The sequence below is a fragment of the Streptomyces sp. CS113 genome, from assembly GCF_002188365.1.
Taxonomy (GTDB): domain Bacteria; phylum Actinomycetota; class Actinomycetes; order Streptomycetales; family Streptomycetaceae; genus Streptomyces; species Streptomyces tendae.
Map to the genome: position 1 here is coordinate 3,496,706 of NZ_KZ195574.1, position 23,275 is coordinate 3,519,980.

The window sequence follows — 23,275 nt, forward strand, 5'->3', positions numbered from 1 at the left end:
CCGTGTTGACGCCGCACCGCACCGCCCGGGACAAGGTCAGTCGAACAGGTCCGGTTCGCGGCGGCTGACCTCCTGCCACAGGGGCTGGTAGTTGATCCACGCCACCAGGTCGCCGCCGAGCTGTTCCCGGGTCGCCACGGCCTGCCGGTGGTCGATCCGCACCGGCCGGCCCGCCGCCTCGGCCAGCAGCTGCACCTGGCAGGACCGCTCCAGCGACAGGAACCACCAGGCCGCCGCGTCCACCGAGTCGCCGACCGTCAGCAGCCCGTGGTTGCGCAGCACGAGGGCTTTGCCGGAGCCGAGCACCCGTGCGATGCGCCGCCCCTCCTCGGCGTCGACGGAGACGCCCGAGTAGGAGTCGTACAGCGCGTGGTCCTCGTAGAAGGCGCAGCTCTCCTGGGTGATCGGTTCGAGCAGCTCGCCGAGGGCCGACAGCGCGCGCCCGTGCACCGAGTGGCAGTGGGCGACCGCGACGACGTCCGGGCGGGCGGCGTGGACCTGGGAGTGCACGGTGAAGGCGGCCTGGTTCACGTGGTGGCCGCCCTCCACCACCTGCCCCTCGGAGTTGACCAGCACCAGATCGCTCACCGTGATGTGGGCGAAGGGCACACCGAACGGGTTGACCCAGAAGCAGTCGGTGTACTCGGGGTCGCGGGCGGTGATGTGCCCGGAGACCCCGTCCTCGAACCCGTGCCGCCCGAAGAGGCGCAGCGCGCAGGCGAGCCGCTCCTTGCGGTGCCGGCGTTCGTCCTCGACCGAGTCGTGCCGGGGCGGCATGGCGAACCGCAGCCGGTCGGTGGGCAGCGGCGGGGGCTCGGTGGCCCCGGGCGTCCCGTGCATGTGTTCTCTGTCCTTCGGCGCCGGATGTGCCCTACGGGCCGGAAGTTACCGGCGGTGCGGCCGGGAGGACAGGTCCGGGGCCAATACGCGACAGAGGATGTCGGTTTTGGCGTTCACACTCGGTGCATGACTTCAGGCACCGCTGTGAACTGGGCCGGTTTCGCCGCCGCGGAACCCGCCCTGGCCGCCACCGCCGAAGCGCGCTTCGGCGCGTACACGCACCACGTCCTCGCCACCCTCCGCAAGGACGGCTCGCCCCGCACCACCGGCCTGGAGGTGCGGTTCCTGGGCGGCGAGCTGTGGCTCGGCATGATGCCGGGCTCGCTGAAGGCGCTCGACCTGCGCCGCGACCCGCGCTTCGCGCTCCAGGCGAACCCGGGGGACGGCACCGGCATGGGCGGCGGGGACGTGCGGATCGCCGGCCGGGCGGTCGAGGTCGAGGACCCGCAGGCCCGGGCCGGATACGCGGAAGAGGTGAAACCGCCGGAGCCGTTCCACCTCTTCCGTACCGAGCTGACGGAGGTCGTGCGGACCCGCGTCGAGGACGACACGTACCTCGTCGTCGAGATCTGGCAGCCCGGTCAGCCCGTGCGCACGATCAGGCGCACGTAGGGAGCACCCTCGGTCTCACTCCCACTCGATCGTCCCCGGCGGCTTCGAGGTCACGTCGAGGACGACGCGGTTGACGTCCGCGACCTCGTTGGTGATCCGGGTCGAGATCTTGGCGAGCACGTCGTACGGCAGCCGGGACCAGTCGGCGGTCATGGCGTCCTCGGACGAGACCGGCCGCAGGACGATCGGGTGGCCGTAGGTGCGGCCGTCGCCCTGGACGCCGACGGAGCGGACGTCCGCGAGCAGCACCACCGGGCACTGCCAGATGTCGCGGTCGAGGCCGGCCGCGGTCAGCTCCTCGCGGGCGATGGCGTCGGCCTCGCGCAGCAGGTCGAGCCGCTCCTTGGTCACGTCGCCGACGATCCGGATGCCGAGGCCGGGGCCCGGGAAGGGCTGGCGCTGGACGATCTCGTCCGGCAGGCCCAGCTCCTGGCCGACCATCCGGACCTCGTCCTTGAACAGCTGGCGCAGCGGTTCGACCAGCTCGAACTCGATGTCGTCGGGGAGGCCGCCCACGTTGTGGTGGGACTTGATGTTGGCGGTGCCGGTGCCGCCGCCGGACTCGACGACGTCCGGGTAGAGCGTGCCCTGCACCAGGAAGGCGACCTCGGGGCCGTCCTCCCGCATGATCTCCAGCTGCGCCTGCTCGAAGACCCGGATGAACTCGCGGCCGATGATCTTCCGCTTCTGCTCGGGGTCGGAGACCCCGGCCAGCGCCTTGAGGAAGCGCTCCTCGGCGTCCACGACCTTCAGCTGCACGCCGGTCGCGGCGACGAAGTCCTTCTCGACCTGCTCGGTCTCGCCCTTGCGCATCAGGCCGTGGTCGACGTAGACGCAGGTCAGCTGGGAGCCGATGGCCTTCTGGACGAGGGCGGCGGCGACGGCGGAGTCCACACCGCCGGACAGGCCGCAGATGGCCCGCTTGTCGCCGACCTGCTCGCGGATGGCGGCGACCTGCTCCTCGATCACGTTGCCCGTGGTCCAGTCGGGGCTCAGGCCCGCGCCCCGGTACAGGAAGTGCTCCAGCACCTGCTGCCCGTGCGTGGAGTGCATCACCTCGGGGTGGTACTGGACGCCGTAGAGCTTCTTCTCGTCGTTCTCGAAGGCGGCGACCGGGACGACGTCCGTGGAGCCGGTCACGGTGAAGCCCTCGGGGGCGGCGGAGCAGGCGTCGCCGTGCGACATCCACACCGACTGCTCGGCCGGGGTGCCCTCGAAGAGGGTGGAGGAGGGCTTGGAGACGGCCAGCTCGGTGCGGCCGTACTCACGGGCGCCGGAGTTGTCGACGGTGCCGCCGAGGGTCTGCGCCATCAGCTGGAAGCCGTAGCACATGCCGAAGACCGGGACGCCGGCCTCGAACAGGGAGCGGTCGAGGGTCGGGGCGCCCGGCTCGTACACCGAGGAGGGGCCGCCCGAGAGGATGATGGCCGCCGGGTTCTTGGCGAGGATCTCCTCGACCGGCATGGAGCTCGGCACGATCTCGCTGTAGACCCGCGCCTCGCGGACACGACGGGCGATGAGCTGGGCGTACTGCGCGCCGAAGTCGACGACCAGGACGGTGTCGGGGGCGGCGGCAGCGGGAGTCGCTGATGACACGGGGTGCCTTCCGGCGGGTCGGGCGGGGGGCTTGTGCTCCCGATTCTACCGAGCGGGGCGGGTGGCCCGGCCCCGCCGTCGGCCGCCACCGTCGCTGCTCCCCCGTCCCGCCCCGGGTCTCACCATGCGAACCGGGTTGGACACCGACCGTCGCCGGGGCATACTTGGGCCCATGCTCAAGCACCAGGCGTTCCTGTTTACCTATGGCAACCGGCCCACCGGCTGCCATGGTCGTGCTGCTTGAGCAACTGACAAGCGACTTCCCAGGCGCCCCGGGCCGACAAGGTCCGGGGCGCTTGGCGTTCGCGGACCGTGCCGGTCCCGGGTGCCGCCACTCTTCGGCGAGGAGACACCGACATGACCGTCACCGCAGCAGACAAGACCGGCGCCCACACCCCCGAGGCCGCCGACGTGATCACCGGCGCCCGGGAGCGCATCGACGCCCTGGACGACCGGATCATCGGGCTGATCCAGGAACGGATGGCCGTGTCCGCCGTCATCCAGGAGGCGAGGATCACCTCCGGCGGCCGGCGGGTGAACCTCTCCCGCGAGATGGAGGTGCTCGACCACTACCGGCAGGCGCTGGGCAAGCCGGGCACGGCGCTGGCGATGACGACGCTGGAGCTGTGCCGCGGGCGCGTCTGAGACCCGCGGCCCGCCCGGGTCCCGTCCGCGGCCCGACCGGGTCCAGGTCCGCGGCCCGGTCGGACCCCGTTCGCGGCCCGACCGGTCGTATCTGAGTTCGGGCCCCTTCTCACCCGTACGGAGCGTGACCGGTGCGCGAGCGGCTTCGTTGGTCCCGGTGTCCGTGTCAGCCAGGGGCGGGCCCGAAAGAACCACGCGTGGCTCGCTGGAGCGATGAGACGTACGGCTGTGCCGGACGTCGTGGGACCTCGCTCCAGGAAGTGACCGGACGGCAGGGGACAGCAGCCCGGTCACCCAAGAGAACGGCCGGCTCCGGGGACGCCCGGGGCCGGCCGTCGGAACGTGTCCCCCCGTTCGACACGAGCCTGTCTCCGCGGGCGCCGCCCGCCACCCCCTCCTGCCTCCCACACCCCTCGAGTGACACAGGCCACATAAGGATTCTGTGAATGTGGGGACAACCATTCACAGGCTTCGCCGATCAGAACAGGCATGGAGTGGGGACCCGCGCTCGGAGGGGGGTGCGGGTCCGCTACTTCTTCGGCGGCACGGTCGGCAGGTCCAGGAACGGCAGTCGCAGCGCGCCGAAGGCCTTCTCCGGGACCGCCGGGGAGCGGGGCTCGACGGCGGCCACCCGCTCGTAGCCGGCCCCCTGCGCGGGACGCGGGTCGCTCTCGCCCTTGTTCGGCCAGTACGACATCGCGCGCTCGGCCTGCGCCGTGATGGTCAGGGACGGATTGACCCCGAGGTTGGCCGAGACGGCGGCGCCGTCGACGACCGAGATGCCGGGGTGGCCGTAGAGGCGGTGGTACGGGTCGATGACGCCGGTCTCGCGGGAGGCGCCGATCGGGCAGCCGCCGAGGAAGTGGGCGGTGAGCGGGGTGCCCATCAGTTCGCCGACGTTGGACCCGGCGAAGCCGTTGATCTCGGCGGCGAGGGCGGAGGCGCCCTCGGTCGCGGCCTTGATCTGCTTCGGATTGGGCGAGCCGTGGCCCTGGCGCGCGGTGAGCAGGCCCTTGCCGACACCCGCCGGTTTCAGGTGCGTGGACAGGGAGTTGTCCACGGACTGCATGACCAGGCCGATGATGGTCCGCTCGGACCACTTGCGGTTGGACAGGGACCGCAGGACCAGCAGCGGGTGCTTGGCCGCATGGCCCAGGAAGCCCAGGACGCGGGTGGCGCCGGACGCGGTCTGCCCGGCGTAGGGGACCTGGAGGATCGACAGGCCGCCCATCGAGTTCGAGCCCTTGCCGTAACGCACCGGTTCGATGTGGGTGTTGGCGTCGGGATGGATCGAGGACGTGATGGCGACGCCGCGCGTGAAGTCGGCCCGGGGCTCGCCGGTGGCGCCGCGGTAGCGCCGGTCGTCGGTCTGGGCGCCCACCAGTGCCTCGGAGTTGGTGCGGGTCAGCTCGCCGAGCTTGTCGGATATGTGGGGCAGCTGGCCGCCCGCCTTCATGCGGTGCAGCAGGGTCTGGGTGCCGTAGGTGCCGGCGGCTATGACGACCCGGCGGGCGGTGAAGGTGCGGCCCGCGTCCTGCTTCCCGCGCTTGCCGCGCTTCTTGTGGTCGGTGGGGAGCGTGGCGATCGCGAATCCGCCGCGCGAGTCGTCCGTGACGGAGACGGCCGTCGTCATCGGGTGCACGACGGCGCCGGCCTTCTCGGCGAGGTACAGGTAGTTCTCGTTGAGGGTGTTCTTCGCGCCGTGCCGGCAGCCGGTCATGCACTCGCCGCACTCGTTGCAGGCCTTGCGGTCGGGGCCCGCCCCGCCGAAGTACGGGTCGGGCACCTGCCGTCCCGGCTCGGCCTTCGCCCTGCCGTCGGCGTCCTCGCCGTCGCCGAAGAAGACGCCGACCGGCGCCATGTGGAAGGTGTCGCCGCAGCCCATCCGCTCGGCGGCCGCCTTCAGGTGCACGTCGGAGGGGGTCATCGTCGGGTTGAGGCGGACCCCGAGCATGCGCTTGGCCTGGTCGTAGTACGGCGCCAGCTCCTCGTGCCAGTCGGTGATGTCGCGCCACTGGGGGTCGTCGAAGAAGGGCTTCGGCGGCACGTACAGGGTGTTGGCGTAGTTGAGCGAGCCGCCGCCGACCCCGGCTCCTGCCAGGACCATGACATTCCCGAGCAGGTGGATGCGCTGGATGCCGAACATGCCGAGCTTCGGCGCCCAGAGGTAGTTCTTCAGGTCCCAGGAGTTCCTGGGCAGCGACTCGCGGGTGAAGCGGCGGCCTGCCTCCAGGACGCCGACGCGGTATCCCTTCTCGGTGAGGCGCAGGGCGGAGACGGAGCCGCCGAAGCCGGATCCCACGACGAGGACGTCGTAGTCGTACCCGTTCTCGTCCCGGGTCTGGACAGAGTTCTCCTGCGACACGTGCTCTCCTCGTTGAGAACGGGCGGTGGTGGGGTGGGGGCCGGCGGAGGGGGTCAGCGGAGGCGGAACGCCTTCATCAGACGCAGGCTGCGGCTCATGAACGCCGCGTACTTCTCGTCGTCCATGCCGAGCGAGGGTGCCATCGGGAGCAGGCGCTGGTGGGCGACGGTCTGGGCCTCGGTGTACTTGAGGATGCCCTCGGATCCGTGCCGGCGGCCGAGGCCGGAGTCCTTCATGCCGCCCATCGGGGACTGGACGCTGCCGTAGGCGGGGGCGTACCCCTCGTTGATGTTGACGGTCCCGGTGCGCATCCGCGCGGCGACCTCGTGGCCGCGCCGGGCGTTCTTCGTCCACACCGAGGAGTTCAGGCCGTACGGCGTGGAGTTGGCCTGCTCGACCGCCTCGTCCTCGGTCGTGAAGCGGTAGACGGAGACGACCGGGCCGAAGGTCTCCTCGGTGCACACGGTCATGGGGGCCGCGACGCCGTCGAGGATGGTCGGCTCGTAGAAGTACGGGCCGATGTCCGGGCGGGCGACACCGCCCGCGACCAGCTTCGCGCCCCGCTCCACCGCGTCCGCGACGTGCGCCCGCACGGTCTCCAGCTGCCGCTCCCCCACCAGCGAGCCCATGTCGGCGCCGTAGGAGAGGGAGGTGCCGAGCCGCATGGCCCTGGTGCGGGCGGCGAACCGCTCCAGGAAGGCGTCGGCGACGGACTCGTGGACGTAGAGCCGCTCGATGGAGATGCACAGCTGGCCGGCCGAGGAGAAGCAGGCGCGTACGGCGCCCGCCGCGGCCTTCTCGATGTCGGCGTCCTCGAGGACCAGCATGGCGTTCTTGCCGCCGAGTTCCAGGGAGACGCCGACCAGGCGGGCGGCGGCACCCTGGGCGACCTCGCGGCCGGTGCGGGTGGAGCCGGTGAAGGAGACGTAGTCGGCGTGCTTGACGACCTCGGGACCGACGACCGGGCCGTCGCCCAGGACGACCTGGAAGACGTCGGCGGGCAGTCCGGCCTCGATGAGCAGGTCACGGGCCCACAGGGCGGTCAGGCAGGTCTCGGTGTCGGGCTTCATGACGACCGCGTTGCCCGCGACGAAGGCGGGGAGCGCGTCGCCGACGGACAGCTCCAGCGGGTAGTTCCAGGGGGCGATCTGGCCGACGACGCCGCGCGGGTGGCGCAGCTCGGTGACCTTGGTGAGGGTCGGTACGGCGCCGGTGTGCCGCTTGGGGCGCAGGTACGCCGGGGCCTTGCGGCCGTAGTGCCGGGCGGCGACCGCGACGGCCTGGACCTCCTCGTGGGCGTGCAGGCGGGCCTTGCCGGTCTCCAGCTGGATGAGGTCGAGGACCTCGGCCTGCCGCTCCAGGACCAGGTCGTGGAAGCGCAGCAGCACCGCGGTCCGCTGCCGCACCGGCACCTGCGCCCACACGGCCTGGGCGGCGCGGGCCCGCTCGAAGGCGCCGGCCACGTCCTCGGGTGTCGACTCGGGCAGGTCGGCCAGCTTCTCGCCGGTGAACGGGGTGTGGTTGGCGGTGCGGCCGGACCCGGCCACGCCCTTGGTGAGCTGGGCGACCAGCTCGGGCGTGACCACGTCGGCAGCGGTGCGGGCGCCCTCCGGGGTGGGGGCGAGGGGGTTCGTGCCGGTGAGTTCCGGGGCCTGCGCGTCCGTCATGAGCCGCAGGGTATGACGCCGGGCGGGCTTTGTGTACCCGTCGGTAACGGTGATTCACGGTGATTCACCGAGTGCTCACATGCCGCCAGTGATCGCTGGCAACAAACCCGCTGATCAGGGCGTTGTGCGAGCGGAGCGCTCAGGTGCCGTCGATGTCCAGATTGGCGACGGCCGTACTGGCCACCTCGCGCCCACGCTCGGTGAAGTCGCCCTTGCCCGGGTAGCTGACGGTGAGCTTGTACATGTCGCCCGCGGACGTCCGGTAGTAGAAGATCCGCAGTTCGCGCGGGCGGGGGTTCTGACTGTCGGTGGTGGTGTAGACCACCGTGTTCTCGGCGGACTTGCCGCCCCGGTACTCGGTCTCCTTGGGGTCGGTCTTCGGGCTCTTGGGCGGCATGGAGAGGTCGAACTCCCCGCTCTCCTTGAACTTCCCGTCGTCGTCGTACATCTCGGCCGCGGCGGACCCGGCGATGTTGCCCAGGGTGTCCTCCCGCTTCTTGTCCAGGGTCAGACCGATCCAGACGGCGCCGCTCTCGTCGGTGTAGGTGACCCAGTGCTGGCCGGCCTCCTCGGGAGCGGTGCGCTTGTAGCCCTCGGGCACCGCCAGGGTCGCGGCGAGCTGCTTCTCGTGCGGGGTGTCCCAACCGTCCGGCAGCGGCCCCGCGAAGGGGTCCGCGAGCACCAGGTACGAGGCCACCGCCGCCGCGACGACCATCGCGCCGAGGGCGATCCACGCGTTGCGGCCCAGCCGGACGCTCCAGCGGGACGCGGGCGCCGCGCCCGGCCCCTCGGGACCGTCGACGCGGACCACCTGGGTGGGCGGCGGAGCGGGCGGGTTCACCGCCGCGTCCAGCAGGGCGCGGACCCGGGCGGCGTCCGGGCGGCGCGCGGGGTCCTTGGCCAGCAGGCCCGTGATCACCTCGGCCAGCGGGCCCTGCGCGGAGGCGGGCGGCGCGGGCGTGGCGTTGAGCACCGACTGGAGGGTGGCCGGGGTGTTGCTGCGGCGGAACGGCGAGACGCCCTCCGTCGCCGCGTACAGCACCACGCCAAGGGACCACAGGTCGCTCGCCGGGCCGGGGCGCTGGCCCAGCACCCGTTCCGGGGCGATGTACTCGGGCGAGCCGACGAAGCCGCCGGTGTCGGTCAGGCTGGTCTCGCCCTCGATCTGGGCGATGCCGAAGTCGGTGAGGACGACCCGGTCGTGCCGGCCGAGCATGACGTTGTCCGGTTTCACGTCCCGGTGCAGGACACCGGCGGCGTGCGCGGCCTCCAGCGCGCCGAGCACCTCCAGGCCGATGCGGGCCGCCTCGCGCGCGCCGAGGGTGCCCTCCTGGAGGGCGTCGCCGAGCGAGCGTCCGCGCACGAGTTCCATCACGATCCACGGCTGCCCGTCCACGACCGCCACGTCGTGCACGTCGACCACGGCGGGGTGGTCGAGCCGGGCGGCGGCGCGCGCCTCGCGGCGCATCCGCTCGAAGGCGTTGGCGCGTTCGCGTTCGGGAAGGTGGTCGGGGACGCGGGGTTCCTTGACGGCGACCTCGCGGTCGACGGTCTCGTCCTTGGCCCGCCACACCGTGCCCATGCCGCCGTGCCCGAGCTTGGCGATCAGGCGGTAGCGGCCGGCGATGAGCCGCCCGGCACCGGGGTCCGGCGCGGCGGGGGAGGACGCGGGCGCGGGCGCCGGCACGACCTGCGTGGGCACCGCGTACGGATTGCCGGGATGCGGCACCGCGACCGGCGGGTTCGGTGGTTGCAGGTCAAAACTGGTCGGCTCGTCCGCCCCGCTGCGGGGCCCCCCGTTGCTGCTCATGGGTCCATCCATACCGCGCCGGGCGCGCCCCTTTCCACCGCCGGTGCGCGGCGGTCACAGACCCGTGACGCGGGGTGCCGCTTATCTACCGTTTAGGTACCGGTGCCGGATCCGGACGCGGTCGGCGACACGGGCTCCGCCGTCGGCGACGCGGGCTCCGCCGTCGGCCGCGTGGGGGTGGGCGTCGGCCGCGTGGGGGTCGGCGTCGGCGTGGCGGGCACCGAACGCGTCGGCGTACCGCCCCCGTCGTCGCCTCCGTCCGCGAGCAGCGCGGCCGCCGAGACACCCGCGGCCGCCGCCGCGACGACCAGCAGCGCCGCCATCAGCACGCTCCGCTTCACGCTCCGTCGCGCGCGCAGGGGCTCGGGGACCGCGGCCTGTGCCGCTGTCGCGGGCGTACGGCCCGTGCTGAGGAAGGCGCGCAGCATCCGCTGCGCCGACGCCGCGTCCAGCCGCCGGCGCGGATCGCGTTCCAGCAGGCCCCGTACGACCGGGAGGAGCGGTGCGGCCTGCGCGGGCGGGCGGATCTCCTCGGTGACCACGGCGTGCAGGACGCCGCCGAGCGAGTCGCGGTGGAAGGGGGACGCGCCGCTGAGGACCGCGCACAGCAGCACACCCAGCGACCACAGGTCGGACTCCGGCCCGGTCCCGGCCCCGGACATCCGCTCCGGAGCGGTGTACTCCGGGGAACCGACGAAGGAACCGCTCTCGGTGAGCGTGGTGGCGCCCGCGACCTGGGCCACTCCGAAGTCGGTGAGGACGACCCGGCCGTCGTCGGCGACCAGCACGTTCGACGGCTTCACGTCCCGGTGCAGGATCCCCGCCGTGTGGGCCGTGCCCAGGGCGTCGAGCAGGGCGATGCCGATACGGGCGGCCTCGGCGGCGTCGACCGGGCCGCGGCTGACGACGCGGTCGGCGAGGGAGCCGCCGTCGACCAGTTCCATGACCATGTACGCGCGTTCGTCGTCCTCGACCACGTCGTGCACGACGATGACGTGCGGGTGCCGCAGCTGCGCGACCGCGCGGGCCTCGCGCAGGGTGCGCTCACGGCGCCGCCGGGCCTCGGCCGCGGAGAGGGTCTCGTCGAGGGGGAGCGCCTTCACGGCCACCTCGCGGGCGAGCAGTTGGTCGGTGGCCCGCCACACGATGCCCATGCCGCCGCTGCCGAGCCGCTCGTGGAGCCGGTAACGGCCCGCGATGACACGCCCGCCCGCCCCCTCGGTCACCATGCGTCCCATCATGCCCCACCGGACGCAGCGGCTCCGGACCGCTGTCACACGGGTGGCCGACAACCGACGGGCGCGGGTGCGCCGGCACCGCCGCCGCAGGGCTCAGCCGGTCTTCTCCTGCCAGCTCTGCAACACCGCTGTGAACCGCCGCTGGGTGGTGGGCCAGTCGCTCGCCGGTCCCGACATGTTGAGGGCGTACTCGACGCCGTCGCGGGACATGTACGTCTGCGACACGGCACGGCGCGGGCCGGGGAACTCGGTGTCCTTCGCCAGCGCGGTGAAGGTGTACTCCCACCGGGCACTGTCGCGATCTCGGTAGCCGACGCGTTCCAGTCTGACGCGCTGGTAGTCGACGAGCCGCTGGCGGAGTTGCGCGTCCAGGTCCTCCAGGTGGACGTACGGGTCGTTGTAGTCGGGCGCGGTGTCGACGGATATGCGCAGGAAGTGTTCGCCGCCGTCGGGGGTGTAGTCGATCTGCCGCAGTTCGCCGCTGTCGCCGCCGAAGTCCGTCCGCTGCCAGTTCTCGGGCAGGTAGAGGCTGAAACCCAGCGGGTCGTCGCGGCGTGTCCAGTCGGCCGGGACGGAACCGCCGGGGCCCTTGTCGGTCGTGGCGGAGGCCGAGGGGGAAGGGGAGGCGGTGGCGGACGACCCCTGGGTGGGGTCGCCACCGGCCGACGAGCCTGTGTCGTCGCGCTGTTGCAGCACCACGGCGGTGCCGGCGCCGATGAGCGCGGCGACGGCGACGACCAGGGCGAGGGTGCGCACGCGAACCCGGCGGCGTCCGGGAGCGGCGCCGCCCGCCGCCGGTGCCATCGGGTGACCGGACGCGGTGTGCCCGGCCGGGGCGGGGCCGATGGTCGTGGGACCGGTCACCGTGGGACCGGGGGTCGGCGGGTAGGGCGTGGCGGGGGTCTCGCCGGTCCACCCCGGTGCGCCCGGCATCCCCGGTGCGCCCGGCATCCCGGGTGCCCCCGGTGTCCCCTGGTGGGTCGTGTCGCCCGCCTGCGGCGGGGGCCCCGCGTACCGGGTGGTCGGCACATATGCCTGGGCCGCGTCCGGGCGCCGGCCCTCGGCCGCCTGGGCGAGCAGATGCTCGGCCTCGGTCGCGTCGGGCCGCCCGGCCGGGTCCTTGCGCAGCAGAGCGCTGATGACGGGCGCGAGCGCACCGGCGTACCGGGGTTCGGTGGCCTCCTCCTCGACGACCGCCTGCATGGTGGTCAGCGGGGAGGTGCGGCGGAACGGCGACCTGCCCTCCACCGCCGTGTACAGCGTCGCGCCGAGCGCCCACAGGTCGGAGGAGGGGCCGGGGTCGTGGCCGCGGACGCGCTCGGGCGCGAGGTAGTCGACGGAGCCGACGACCTCTCCGGTGCGGGTGATGGTGGAGTCGCCCTCGATCTGCGCGATGCCGAAGTCGGTGAGCAGCACCCGGCCGTCGTCGGCGAGCAGGACGTTGCCCGGCTTGACGTCGCGGTGCAGGACTCCGGCGGTGTGCGCGGCGCGCAGGGCCCGCAGCACCCACAAGCCGATCCGGGCCGCCTCCCGCGGGTCGACCCGCTCCTCGTCCTTGACGGCGTCGGCCAGCGAGCGGCCCTCGACCAACTCCATGACGATCCACGGCCGGCCGTCGTGTTCGAGTACGTCGTGCACGGTGACGACGGCCGAGTGGTTGATCCGTGCCGCCGCGCGCGCCTCGCCCCGGGTGCGCGCCAGGAGGATGGCCTGGTCGCTCTCGGAGACATAGAGCGCGGCGGTCAACTCCTTGATGGCGACGGTCCGGTGCAGCACCTCGTCGTGTGCGCGCCACACCCGGCCCATGCCGCCGCTGCCGATGGCTTCCCCGAGCCGGTAGCGTCCCGCGACGAGCCGGCCCTGCATCTGATTCACGTTGCCCCGCAATGGTCTTGTCAGGGCCACACTAGGGACCGGCCCCCGTCGAAGGAACGGGTGGGGTGGTATGGAAACCGCTCTGTGACGGTTGTCGCTTTCCGTGACAGGAGGCAACCATCGGGCCGCACCGCGGTCAGCGCGTGTACTGGTAGCTGGCCGAGGCCTGTTCGAACAGCCGGGTCACCTCGTCACGCTCCGCCTCCGGGCCGCGGACCTGCACCACGTGGTAGCGCCCGTCGATGAGGATCGCGACGTTGCGCACGTACAGCTCACCGCCGTCGGCGGCGGTCCAGGTGAACTGCCCCTCCGCCATGGTCCGTCCACCGACCTCGATGGTTTTCAGGCCGCTGGAGGTGGCCCAGCTGGAGGCCCGGTAGGAGGCCAACTCGGGTTCGCTGTCGCGCTGGTAGGTCATCGGGTCGTCGCCGAACTCGGCGGCGCGGTCGCGGCCCGGCACGACGATCAGCTCGAAGTCGCCCTTGCCGTACACGACCTGGCCGCTGCCGTTGCGGGGCGTGCGGTTCCAGCCCTCGGCGACGGCGACGCGGAAGCCCTCGGCGTCCTTGCGCAGGGTGAATCCGTCGGCGACGTTGGACTGGGGCTCGGTGGAGCCGCCCGCCGTCCGCGAGGCGTCGGGGTCGGGCTCCGGGGAGGTTTGGTCCGGCCGGGGCTCGCCGCCGGCGTCCGGTGACTGCGCGGGCGGTGCCTGGCTCACCTCGCTGGCGGCGCCGGTCCGGTCGGCGGTGCCCGTGCCGCTGGTGTCGCTCTTGGGCATGAAGAACATGGCGTAGGCGACCGCGCCCGCCAGCGCCAGCAGTATCAGCAGGAGCAGGGTCCGGCCGAGGCTGCGTGGGGAGCGGCCGGTCTCCGGCCTGCCCCGCTTGTGCCGTCCGTGGTGCGCGGGCAGACCGGCGCGCCGCCTGCGCACCAGCTCGCCGCGGCGGCGCACGATCGGCAGCCGGCCGGTCTCGACGGGGGGCGCCGAGACGACGTGCAGGCCCGCTTCCGGCTCGGGCGCGGAACGCACCAGGGAGCGCAGCCAGCCGCTCAGTTCCTCGAAGTCGATGCGCTCGGTGGGGTCCTGACGCAGCAGCGACTCCACGACCGGCCGGAGCGGCCCGCACTCCTCGGCGAACGCCGGGGGCTCCGCGCACACGATCTGCACCAGCTCGGCGGTCGCCTCCTCCGGGTAGGGCGCGTGTCCCTGTACGGCGCGGAAGAGCAGCGCGCCCAGGGCCCACAGGTCGGTGGCGGGGCCGATGGGCGCGGCCAGCTGCCAGTTCTCGTGCACCGGTCCGGCCTGTTCGGGCGCCCAGCGTTCGGTGACGGGTCCGACCACGGCCATCCGCGTCTGCCGGGCCCGCTCGGCGTCGAGCGCGGTGGCGGGCCCGCGCGGCACGGCCGCCCGGCCGCCCGGGCCGTCCCAGCCCCCGGCCCCGCCCTCGCGCACCGGCCCGGCCACGTCGGAGCCAGCCCCGTACGACCGCGCCACCTCCCCGGAGCCGGCCTCCCACGGTCGGGCCGCGGCCCCGGAGCGAGGGGCGGCTTCCCCCGGCCGGACCGCGGCGGCCCCGGAACGGGTCTCCCATGCCCCGGCGGCTGTCCCGGAGGCAGCCCCCCGGGGCCCCGCGGCGCTCCCGGGCGCGGCTTCCGACGGCCGTGCCGCCGCTCCGGGGCCGACCTCCCAGGCGCCGGTGGCTCCGGGGCCGGCTTCGCGCGGTCCTGGGGCGGTTCCGGGCGCGGCCTCCCGCCATGCGGCGGTGGGCTGCGCGGTGTCCTCCCGGCGTGCGGCGGGCAGGGACCGCCCGGCCGCCGGGCCGGAGCCGGGCGCCGGTTCACCGGCCGGTCGCGGGGCGGGGAACCCCGGTTCGCCGGGACGAGGGTGCGCGGCGGACGCCGGGTCGCCGGGGCGAAGGTGCGCGGCGGACGCCGGGTCCCCGGGGCGGCGGGGTGTGGCGCCGTGCCAGGAGGTGGTGCGTACGCCGTAGGGGTCGGTGATCTGGCCCGGCGGGGCGACGTCACCGACGCCCTCGTCGTCCCACGGGGCACCGCCGGACGCCGCGTCGGGGCCCTCGGGGCCGCCGGAGCCCTCGGGGTGCGCCGCCCGGCCGGGGCCGGTGGCGGGACCCGGACGTCCGCTCACCGTGCCGGGACCATCGGCCCGCGAGGCGTCGTCGGGGGCGGGGCGGGCGCCCGGCAGGGCCGCGCGGCCGGTCTGGGCCTCCTGGACGCGGGCGGCGGCCCTGGCTCCCGCGCGGTAGGCGGCGATCGCACCGGCGCGGGCGGCACGGGCGTCCCCGGCGGCGTCGAGCGTCGCGGGTGCGAGTCCGGCGGGGGCGGGGGCTCCGCCCGGCCCCGGACCCCCGGGCGCGGGGAGCGCGCCGACACCGCGCGCCTCGATGGCGGCGCGCCGGGCGGCCTCGGGGTCGACGCCGGGGTCGGCGCCGCCCGGACCGAGGGCCACGGTCCTCGAAACGCCGCCGCCCGGGCCGAAGGTGCCGTCCGGGTCGACGGCGGTGCCCGGCTCGTCGTCGGGCGGCGGGGGCACGGGGTCGTACCCGCACAGCGCCTCCTCCGCCGCTCCGACCGCCAGGCCGGTCAGCATGACCCGCCCGTCGTCGCAGACGAGCACGGTGCGTGCGGTGATGTTGCGGTGCACCCAGCCGTACGAGTGCAGCACCCGCAGGGCCAGGAGGACGTCGGAGGCCACCTCGGCCGCCCGGTACGGCGTCAGGTTCTGTTCGGCGAGCAGCGCGGCCAGCGGCCTCGCGGCCACCAGCTCGCTGACGATCCACAGCGAACCGCCCTCGGCGAAGACGTCGAAGACCTGGTCCAGGCGCGGATGGTCGGGCACCGCCGCCGCGGCCTGCGCGGCCTCGACGGCACGCCGTACCACCGGATCGGCCGGCCGCCTGATGCCGCCGCCCGCGGCCGGTGTCCGCCTGCCGGGGTGCCGGGCGCCGCCGTCGCGGGCCGTGAAGCCGTCGGGCAGACCGTCCGCGTCGAGCACCTCGGCCTCGACGACCTCCGGCAACGGGATTTGGCGGACCAGGACTTCCTGACCGCTGTAGGTGTCGAAGGCCCGGGTCTCGGTGAGTTCGTACTCGTCGGACGGCGGCAGGGGCAGGCGGTAGCGGTCGGCGAGCACCCGTCCCGCGTAGTCGTCCACGTCGCCACCCCCGGCAGCCGTCGGTCAATTCCGTTCGTCCGGCGGGCCGTTCCGGCTGCGTACGGTCCGCAACCACTCACGATACGTGCCGGAGGCAACCCGCAATGAGCTGATGCCAGATATCGCGCGGCTGAAACCCGTGGCCCGGCACCCCGGGCACCGGCCCCCTCCGCTCAGGACTTGGGTACGAAGGTCTTCGACAGGGTCCGCCAGGTGTCCCGGCGCAGGTCGTCCCCCCAGTCGGCGGCCTTCGCGGTGTACATGAGCGCGTAGCCCTGGTGGTCGTTGACGACGAAACCCCGGTCCACGGTGCGGTACTTGGTGCCGCCGTCGGTGTAGGTGAACTCCCAGTCGGCCGTGTTCCAGTCCCGGTAGTCCACCTTCTCTATGCGGATCTTCTGGTAGTTCGAGCGGACCATGTACCGCTCCTGGTTCTTCCAGTCCGCGACCGGGTCGCCCTTGGGGGTGGAGGTCCAGGCGACCAGCAGCTTCTGTCCGCGGGGCCCGGTGAACCGGTCGCCCGAGGAGCCAGTGGTGGTGAACTTCCAGCCCTCGGGAAGTCCGATGCGGTAGCCCTGGCCGCCCTTGTGGGTGGTGGCCACGTCCTCGTCGTCGTCGGACTTCCCGGCGTCGTCCGACGTGTCGCCGGCCTCGCCGGACGCGCCCGGGCCGGCGTCCGGGGCGGCGCCGGACGCCTCCTCGCTCGCCGCCGGGTCGGAGGCGGCGCCGTCGGTGCCGGTGCCGCTCTCGTCGTCCTGCTTGGTGTCGCCGCTCGCACCGGCGGAGGCGACGGCCTTGCCGCCGCTGCCGCCCTCGGCGCCCTTGTCGTCGTCGCCACCGCCGAGCGTGAGCGCCAGCACGGTGCCGAGCACCGCCAGTGCCACGACCACCGCGATGATGATCAGCGTCCGGCGCGGCACCACGTCGGTGAGCGGGGCCCGGGGCACGGGCCGGGCGGGCAGGTCCGGCGGCGGCACGACCGGCCAGCCGGAACTCCGCGTTCCACCGGCCGGGTTCGCCGCACCGGTCCCCGCGCCGAACGTCCCGGCGCCACTGCCCACGGCACCGGGACGCGCACCCGTACGTGCACCCGCACCCGGTCCCGAGACCGGGCCCGAGGCCGATCCGGTCCTCGGCGCCGGCGGGGCGGCGGCCGTCCCGCCGGACCCGTGGGCGGCCCTGGCGCCCTCGGCTCCGGTCGCCGTCCGGCCGCCGTCGCCCGGCTTGGTCCGCGAGGCGGCCGCCGCACCGGCGGCACCGGCCCCGACGGCGGCCTTGCGCACGGAACGCAGCGCCCCGCGAAGCTTCTCCCCGGCCTCCTCGCCCAGCTTGCCGCCGGAGCCCTGGGCACCGCCGCGACGCCTGCGCCCGTCCGGCTGCGGGGGCAGCGGCACGACCTTGGTGGCGTCGGCCGGTTCGTCCCCGGCCGCCTGCTCCGGGGCGTGGATGACCTTGTTGAGCATCGCGCGGGCGCCCGCGTCGTCCAGCCGCTGGTCGGGGTCCTTGGTGAGCAGCCCGTAGATGACGTCCCGCAGCGGGCCGGCGTTCTTCGGCTCCTCCAGGTTCTCCGTCATCACCGCGGTGAGCGTCGCGATGGCCGAGCCCCGGTCGTAGGGCGGGGTGCCCTCGACAGCGGCGTACAGCAGTCCGCCCAGCGACCACAGGTCGGCGGCCGGGCCGGGCTTGTGGCCGCGTGCACGCTCGGGCGAGATGTAGGAGGGGGCGCCGACGAGCATGCCGGTGGAGGTGATGGAGGGGTCGCCCTCGACCTGGGCGATGCCGAAGTCGGTGAGCACGACCCGGCCGTCCTCGGCGATCAGCACGTTCGACGGCTTCACGTCGCGGTGCAGGATGCCCTCGCGGTGTGCGGAGCGCAGCACGTCCAGGACGGCCAGGCCCACCTCGGCGGCGCGCCGGGGCTCCAGCAGCCCGTCCTCACGGATGGCCTCGGCGAGCGACTTGCCCTCGACCAGCTCCATCACGATCCACGGCCGGTCGTCCTCCTCGACCACGTCGTAGACGGTGACCGCGCTGTTGTTGCGGATCCGCGCGATCGCCTTGGCCTCGCGCAGCGTGCGCGTGATCAGGCGCCGCTTCTCCTCCTCGTCGATGTTCCCCGGGAACCGCAGCTCCTTGACGGCGACCGTGCGTCCGAGGGTCTCGTCCTCCGCCCGCCACACCGTCCCCATGCCGCCGCGGCCGAGCACGTCTCCCAGCCGGTACCGCCCGGCGAGGAGACGTGCGCTCTTGTCCGTACGGGATGTCCCCGCCCGCTCCGCCTCCGACATGCGTCCCCTCATGCAACCCGCCCTGACAGAGCCTTCATTGTCCCTCACCCGACAAGTGCTCTACGCCCAGGGTGCCCGCAGGGTTCCCTCCCCGCCCTCCTTACCGCGCCGCGATGTCCGGCGCCCCCAGCCGGGCCGCGTCGGCCGTCAGGTCGTCGGGCTGGCGCTGCGACTCCCGCTCGGCCTCGACCCGCTTCTCGTAGTGCTCGATCTCCCGCTCGACCTGGCCCTTGTCCCAGCCGAGGACCGGCGCCATCAGCTCGGCGACCTCGCGGGCGCAGCGCGTGCCCCGGTCGAAGGTCTCGATGGAGATGCGGGTGCGCCGGGTGAGTACGTCGTCCAGGTGCCGTGCGCCCTCGTGCGAGGCGGCGTAGACGACCTCGGCGCGCAGGTAGTCGTCGGCACCGGTGAGGGGCTCGCCCAGGGAGGGGTCGGCGGCGACGAGTTCGAGCAGTTCCTCCGTCAGCGAGCCGTAGCGGTTGAGCAGATGCTCGACGCGTACGACGTGCAGTCCGGTGCGGGCGGCGATCCGGGCCCGCGCGTTCCACTGCGCGTGGTAGCCCTCGGCGCCGAGCAGCGGGGTCTCCTCGGTGACGCAGTCGGCGACCCGCAGGTCGAGCCCGTGCACGGCCTCGTCGACGGCGTCCTTGGCCATCACCCGGTACGTCGTGTACTTGCCGCCCGCCACGACGACCAGGCCGGGCACCGGGTGGGCGACGGTGTGCTCGCGCGACAGCTTGCTGGTCGCGTCCGACTCCCCGGCCAGCAGCGGGCGCAGCCCGGCGTACACGCCCTCGACGTCGTCGCGCGTGAGGGGCACCGACAGCACGGAGTTGACGTGTTCCAGCAGGTAGTCGATGTCGGCGCTGGAGGCGGCCGGGTGGGCCTTGTCCAGGTCCCAGTCGGTGTCCGTGGTGCCGATGATCCAGTGCCGGCCCCAGGGGATGACGAACAGCACGGACTTCTCGGTGCGCAGGATCAGACCGGTGCTGGAGTGGATGCGGTCCTTGGGCACGACCAGGTGGATGCCCTTGGAGGCCCGGACGTGGAACTGGCCGCGCTCGCCCACCATCGCCTGGGTGTCGTCGGTCCACACCCCGGTCGCGTTCACCACCTGCTTGGCGCGGACCTCGTACTCGCCGCCCGCCTCGACGTCCTGCACCCGCGCGCCGACCACCCGTTCGCCCTCGCGCAGGAAGGAGGTGACCCGGGCGCGGTTGGCGACCTTGGCGCCGTACGCCGCCGCGGTGCGCACCAGGGTGGCCACGAACCGGGCGTCGTCCATCTGGGCGTCGTAGTACTGCAATGCGCCGACCAGCGCGTCCTTCTTCAGTGCGGGCGCCACGCGCAGGGCGTGACGGCGGCTCAGGTGCCGGTGCAGCGGCAGGCCCCGCCCGTGCCCGCGGGCCATGGACATGGCGTCGTAGAGCGCGACGCCCGATCCGGCATACAGCCGCTCCCAGCCCTTGTGCTGGAGCGGGTACAGGAACGGCACCGGCTTCACCAGGTGCGGCGCCAGCCGTTCCAGCAGCAGTCCGCGCTCCTTCAGCGCCTCGCGCACGAGCACGAAGTCGAGCATCTCCAGATAGCGCAGGCCGCCGTGGATCAGCTTGCTGGACCGGCTGGAGGTGCCCGAGGCCCAGTCCCGCGCCTCCACCAGGCCGACGGACAGGCCGCGTGTCACGGCGTCGAGGGCGGTGCCCGCACCGACCACACCCGCGCCCACCACCAGTACGTCGAGTTCGCGCTCGGCCATGGCCGCGAGTGACTCGGCGCGCTGCGCCGGCCCAAGGGTCGCTGTCCTCACTGCTGCCTCCCGCTGTCGGTCGCGTCGGCCGCGCCCGTCGGGCGAGCCCGGTTCCTGGTACCCACCATGCCCAGATTCTGACCGGCCTGCCCGACTTCGGCAGCCGCGGTCCCGAACCTGTGGACAACTTCCCCACCGGCCCGTACCGGCAGGCAGCGCGCCGTCGACACTCGCCGAAACTCCGCAGACCAATACCGCAAATCGGTCATATTTACTCCTAGTCTGACGTTGTGCTCGCCCGTCCTGTCCACCGGGCTTGCGCACCTGTCCCGCTTCGGCTACTGGGAAGGACGGCCCACGCCATGCCCGCAGATCTCGCCGTCATCGGACTCGGCCCGTACGGCCTGCCGCTGGCCCAGGCCGCCGTCGCCGCCGGCATCCCCACCCTCGGTTACCGCACCGGACCCGAGGCCGACCCGCTCACCCCCGCCGAGGTGCGCCGGATGCTCGCCACGGGCTTCCGCACCCCGACCGGACCGGCCGGACCGGCCGAGCTGGGCCGGGTCCGCACCGCCGTCATCTGCGCGCCCACCCCGCCGGGCGCGGACGGCGGCCTGGACCTCACCCAGGTGGAGGCCGCGGCCCGCACCCTGGCCGCCCATATGCGCCCGCACACCACGGTGATCCTGGAGTCGCCCGTGCGGCCCGGCACGACGGAGGAGTTCCTGCGCCCGCTCCTGGAGCAGGACTCCGGGCTGCGCGCCGGCCGCGACTTCCACCTCGCCTACTCCCCCAGCCGCGTGGACCCCGGCAACCGCGACTTCACCCCGGCCAACACGCCGAAGGTCATCGGCGGCCTCACCCCCGCCTGCACCGAGTCGGCCGCCGCCTTCTACAGCCGCCTCACGGACAAGGTGGTCCGCGCGCGGGGCCCGCGGGAGGCGGAGACGGTGCAGCTCCTGGAGACCAACTTCCGGCACGTGAACATCGCCCTGGTCAACGAGATGGCGGTGCTCTGCGACGACCTCGGCGTCGACCTGTGGGACGTCCTGCGCTGCGCGGAGACCAAGCCCTTCGGCTTCCAGGCCTTCCGCCCGGGACCCGGCGTCGGCGGCCACTCCGTCGCCCAGGACCTGACCGGCCGGGCCCCGCACAGCCTGCGCATGGTGGAGCTGGCCCAGCGGGTCAACTCCCAGATGCCCCGCTACGTCGTCCAGCGCGCCGCCGCCCTGCTCAACGAGCACGGCAAGTCCGCACGCGGCGCCCGGATCCTCCTGCTCGGCGTCACCTACAAGGCCGACCTCGCCGACCAGCAGGCCACCCCGGCCGAGGAGATCGCGACCCGCCTGATGTCCATGGGCGCCGCCGTGAGCTACCACGACCCGCACATCCCGTCCTGGAACGTCGCCGACCGCCCCGTCCCCCGCGCCGACTCCCTCTACGAGGCCGCCGCCGACGCCGACCTCACGATCCTCCTCCAGCAGCACCGCACGTACGACCTCCAGGGCCTGTCGGTCAAGGCCCAGCTGCTCCTGGACACGCGAGGCGCCACACCGACGGGGGCGGCGCACCGGTTGTGAGGCGGGGGCGCACGGGGGTGACCGTGCCACGGGGCTGGTGGTGGGAGGGCGGCTGCGCCGGTACGGTGGGGAGCGGATGGCGCCCTCCGCAGTGGGCCTGTGGCCGGGTAACGGGTGTCCGCCCCTAATTCTCGTAGGGACGGTCACTCACCGTCCGAAAGGGTGGAGCCCACCGCAGGGGATTTGCGGCAGGCTCCAGAAAAGTGAACGGAGTGTCCACCCCTATGTCTTCTAGGGGTGGCCGCTCACTTCCCGTAAATCCGCAGAATCCACCTCCTCCGGAACTTCACCATCCGCAGACGGATCCGGTCCCAGCGGGTGGGCTTGCGGTGGCGGCCCATGGCGCGCCCCCTTCCACGATGCCGCCCATATCCCGGTGAGGCGGTCCGTCTGGAATTCGGGCCGGGCCCCGAGGAGCGGGGTCCGGAACGGTTCCTTGGAAGGGGGCGCCCCAAAGACGGGGTCGCCGAGCAGGGACATTACCGATCCGGCACGGCCCTCCCGGGCGTATTCACCCCGAACACCACCGCACGCCCTCGCGCCGCGTCACGCGCCCCCTCAAGAGCCCCCGAGCACGCGAAAGGGGCCGGTCACCCCACCAGGTGACCGGCCCCTTCACATGCCGTGAGGACTACCGCCGGTGCTGCGAGTCCGCGACCGTGACCTCGACGCGCTGGAACTCCTTCAGCTCGCTGTAGCCGGTGGTGGCCATGGCGCGGCGCAGGGCGCCGAAGAAGTTCATCGAGCCGTCGGGGTTGCGCGACGGGCCGGTGAGGATCTCCTCGATGGTGCCGACCGTGCCGAGGTCGACCTTCTTGCCGCGCGGCAGCTCCTCGTTGACGGCCTCCATGCCCCAGTGGTTGCCCTTGCCCGGCGCGTCGGTGGCGCGGGCCAGCGGGGAGCCCATCATCACGGAGTCGGCGCCGCAGGCGATGGCCTTGGGCAGGTCGCCGGACCAGCCGACGCCGCCGTCGGCGATGACGTGCACGTACCGGCCGCCGGACTCGTCCATGTAGTCCCGGCGGGCCGCCGCCACGTCGGCGACCGCGGTGGCCATGGGCACCTGGATGCCCAGCACGTTGCGCGTGGTGTGGGCGGCGCCGCCGCCGAAGCCGACGAGGACGCCCGCGGCGCCGGTGCGCATCAGGTGCAGGGCGGCGGTGTAGGTGGCGCAGCCGCCGACGATCACCGGGACGTCGAGCTCGTAGATGAACTGCTTCAGGTTCAGCGGCTCGTGCGAGCCGGAGACGTGCTCCGCGGAGACGGTGGTGCCCCGGATGACGAAGATGTCGACGCCCGCGTCCACGACGGCCTTGGAGAACTGGGCGGTGCGCTGCGGGGAGAGCGCGGCGGCGGTGACCACGCCCGAGTCGCGCACCTCCTTGATGCGCTGCCCGATCAGCTCCTCCTTGATAGGAGCCGCGTAGATCTCCTGGAGGCGGCGGGTCGCGTTGTCGGTGTCCAGCTCGGCGATCTCGTCGAGCAGCGGCTGCGGGTCCTCGTGCCGGGTCCAGAGCCCTTCCAGGTTGAGGACGCCGAGGCCGCCCAGCTCGCCGATGCGGATGGCGGTGGCCGGGGAGACGACCGAGTCCATGGGAGCGGCCAGGAACGGCAGCTCGAAGCGGTAGGCGTCGATCTGCCAGGCGATCGAGACCTCCTTCGGGTCCCGCGTACGGCGGCTGGGGACGACGGCGATGTCGTCGAAGGCGTACGCCCGGCGGCCGCGCTTGCCGCGCCCGATCTCGATCTCAGTCACGTCTGTGGCCTTTCCCTGATGCGTTGCAGCGCCTTCCAGTATCCCCGACGGACCCGCCGGGGCACCGCTGAGGGCGGCCCCGGA

At 73.4% G+C, this 23,275-nt stretch carries 14 protein-coding genes; 3 read left to right on the forward strand and 11 right to left on the reverse strand.

The window, feature by feature from the left end:
• Positions 1–36: 36 nt before the first annotated feature.
• Positions 37–840 (reverse strand): class II aldolase/adducin family protein, encoded by an 804-nt coding sequence (locus tag B9W62_RS15130; RefSeq protein WP_087807689.1) that lies wholly within the window; start codon positions 838–840, stop codon positions 37–39.
• Positions 841–966: 126 nt separating this feature from the next.
• Between B9W62_RS15130 and B9W62_RS15135 the strand changes: the two genes are divergently transcribed.
• On the forward strand, positions 967–1,452 hold the full coding sequence (locus B9W62_RS15135; RefSeq protein ID WP_179235497.1) for a pyridoxamine 5'-phosphate oxidase family protein: 486 nt from the start codon (positions 967–969) through the stop codon (positions 1,450–1,452).
• A gap of 15 nt (positions 1,453–1,467) precedes the next feature.
• Here the strand turns inward: B9W62_RS15135 and guaA are convergent, their stop codons facing one another.
• The gene (gene guaA, locus B9W62_RS15140) at positions 1,468–3,048 is read right to left on the reverse strand and encodes a glutamine-hydrolyzing GMP synthase (RefSeq protein ID WP_087807691.1); all 1,581 of its coding nucleotides are present in this window, start codon (positions 3,046–3,048) and stop codon (positions 1,468–1,470) included.
• Positions 3,049–3,405: 357 nt separating this feature from the next.
• On the opposite strand from guaA, the gene B9W62_RS15145 reads away from it, so the two are divergent.
• Positions 3,406–3,693 (forward strand): chorismate mutase, encoded by a 288-nt coding sequence (locus B9W62_RS15145; RefSeq protein ID WP_179235498.1) that lies wholly within the window; start codon positions 3,406–3,408, stop codon positions 3,691–3,693.
• 529 nt (positions 3,694–4,222) lie between these two features.
• Here the strand turns inward: B9W62_RS15145 and B9W62_RS15150 are convergent.
• From B9W62_RS15150 to B9W62_RS15185, 8 genes are all read right to left on the reverse strand, one after another.
• The gene (locus B9W62_RS15150) at positions 4,223–6,058 is read right to left on the reverse strand and encodes a GMC oxidoreductase (RefSeq protein ID WP_087807693.1); all 1,836 of its coding nucleotides are present in this window, start codon (positions 6,056–6,058) and stop codon (positions 4,223–4,225) included.
• Between the two features lie 53 nt (positions 6,059–6,111).
• A complete protein-coding gene (locus B9W62_RS15155) occupies positions 6,112–7,725 on the reverse strand; it encodes a succinic semialdehyde dehydrogenase (protein ID WP_087807694.1) in 1,614 nt (537 codons plus the stop codon).
• A gap of 139 nt (positions 7,726–7,864) precedes the next feature.
• Positions 7,865–9,535 carry a serine/threonine-protein kinase gene (locus B9W62_RS15160; protein ID WP_179235499.1) on the reverse strand — a complete coding sequence of 557 codons (1,671 nt, stop codon included), beginning with the start codon at positions 9,533–9,535 and terminating at the stop codon, positions 7,865–7,867.
• A gap of 92 nt (positions 9,536–9,627) precedes the next feature.
• Positions 9,628–10,773, reverse strand: coding sequence for a serine/threonine-protein kinase (locus tag B9W62_RS15165; protein ID WP_087811919.1), 1,146 nt, complete (start codon positions 10,771–10,773; stop codon positions 9,628–9,630).
• A 93-nt stretch (positions 10,774–10,866) separates the two neighbouring features.
• Positions 10,867–12,639 carry a protein kinase domain-containing protein gene (locus B9W62_RS15170; protein ID WP_179235500.1) on the reverse strand — a complete coding sequence of 591 codons (1,773 nt, stop codon included), beginning with the start codon at positions 12,637–12,639 and terminating at the stop codon, positions 10,867–10,869.
• A 145-nt stretch (positions 12,640–12,784) separates the two neighbouring features.
• A complete protein-coding gene (locus B9W62_RS15175) occupies positions 12,785–15,820 on the reverse strand; it encodes a protein kinase (protein ID WP_087807696.1) in 3,036 nt (1,011 codons plus the stop codon).
• A 173-nt stretch (positions 15,821–15,993) separates the two neighbouring features.
• Positions 15,994–18,108, reverse strand: a complete 2,115-nt coding sequence (locus B9W62_RS15180) for a serine/threonine-protein kinase (protein WP_087807697.1) — start codon at positions 18,106–18,108, stop codon at positions 15,994–15,996.
• Between the two features lie 100 nt (positions 18,109–18,208).
• Entirely contained in the window at positions 18,209–19,915 is a 1,707-nt protein-coding gene (locus B9W62_RS15185) for a glycerol-3-phosphate dehydrogenase/oxidase (RefSeq protein ID WP_087807698.1), read from the reverse strand.
• Between the two features lie 302 nt (positions 19,916–20,217).
• Between B9W62_RS15185 and B9W62_RS15195 the strand changes: the two genes are divergently transcribed.
• The gene (locus tag B9W62_RS15195) at positions 20,218–21,435 is read left to right on the forward strand and encodes a nucleotide sugar dehydrogenase (protein WP_087807700.1); all 1,218 of its coding nucleotides are present in this window, start codon (positions 20,218–20,220) and stop codon (positions 21,433–21,435) included.
• A 631-nt stretch (positions 21,436–22,066) separates the two neighbouring features.
• Here the strand turns inward: B9W62_RS15195 and B9W62_RS15200 are convergent.
• Positions 22,067–23,191, reverse strand: coding sequence for a GuaB3 family IMP dehydrogenase-related protein (locus tag B9W62_RS15200; RefSeq protein WP_052839813.1), 1,125 nt, complete (start codon positions 23,189–23,191; stop codon positions 22,067–22,069).
• Positions 23,192–23,275 lie beyond the last annotated feature (84 nt).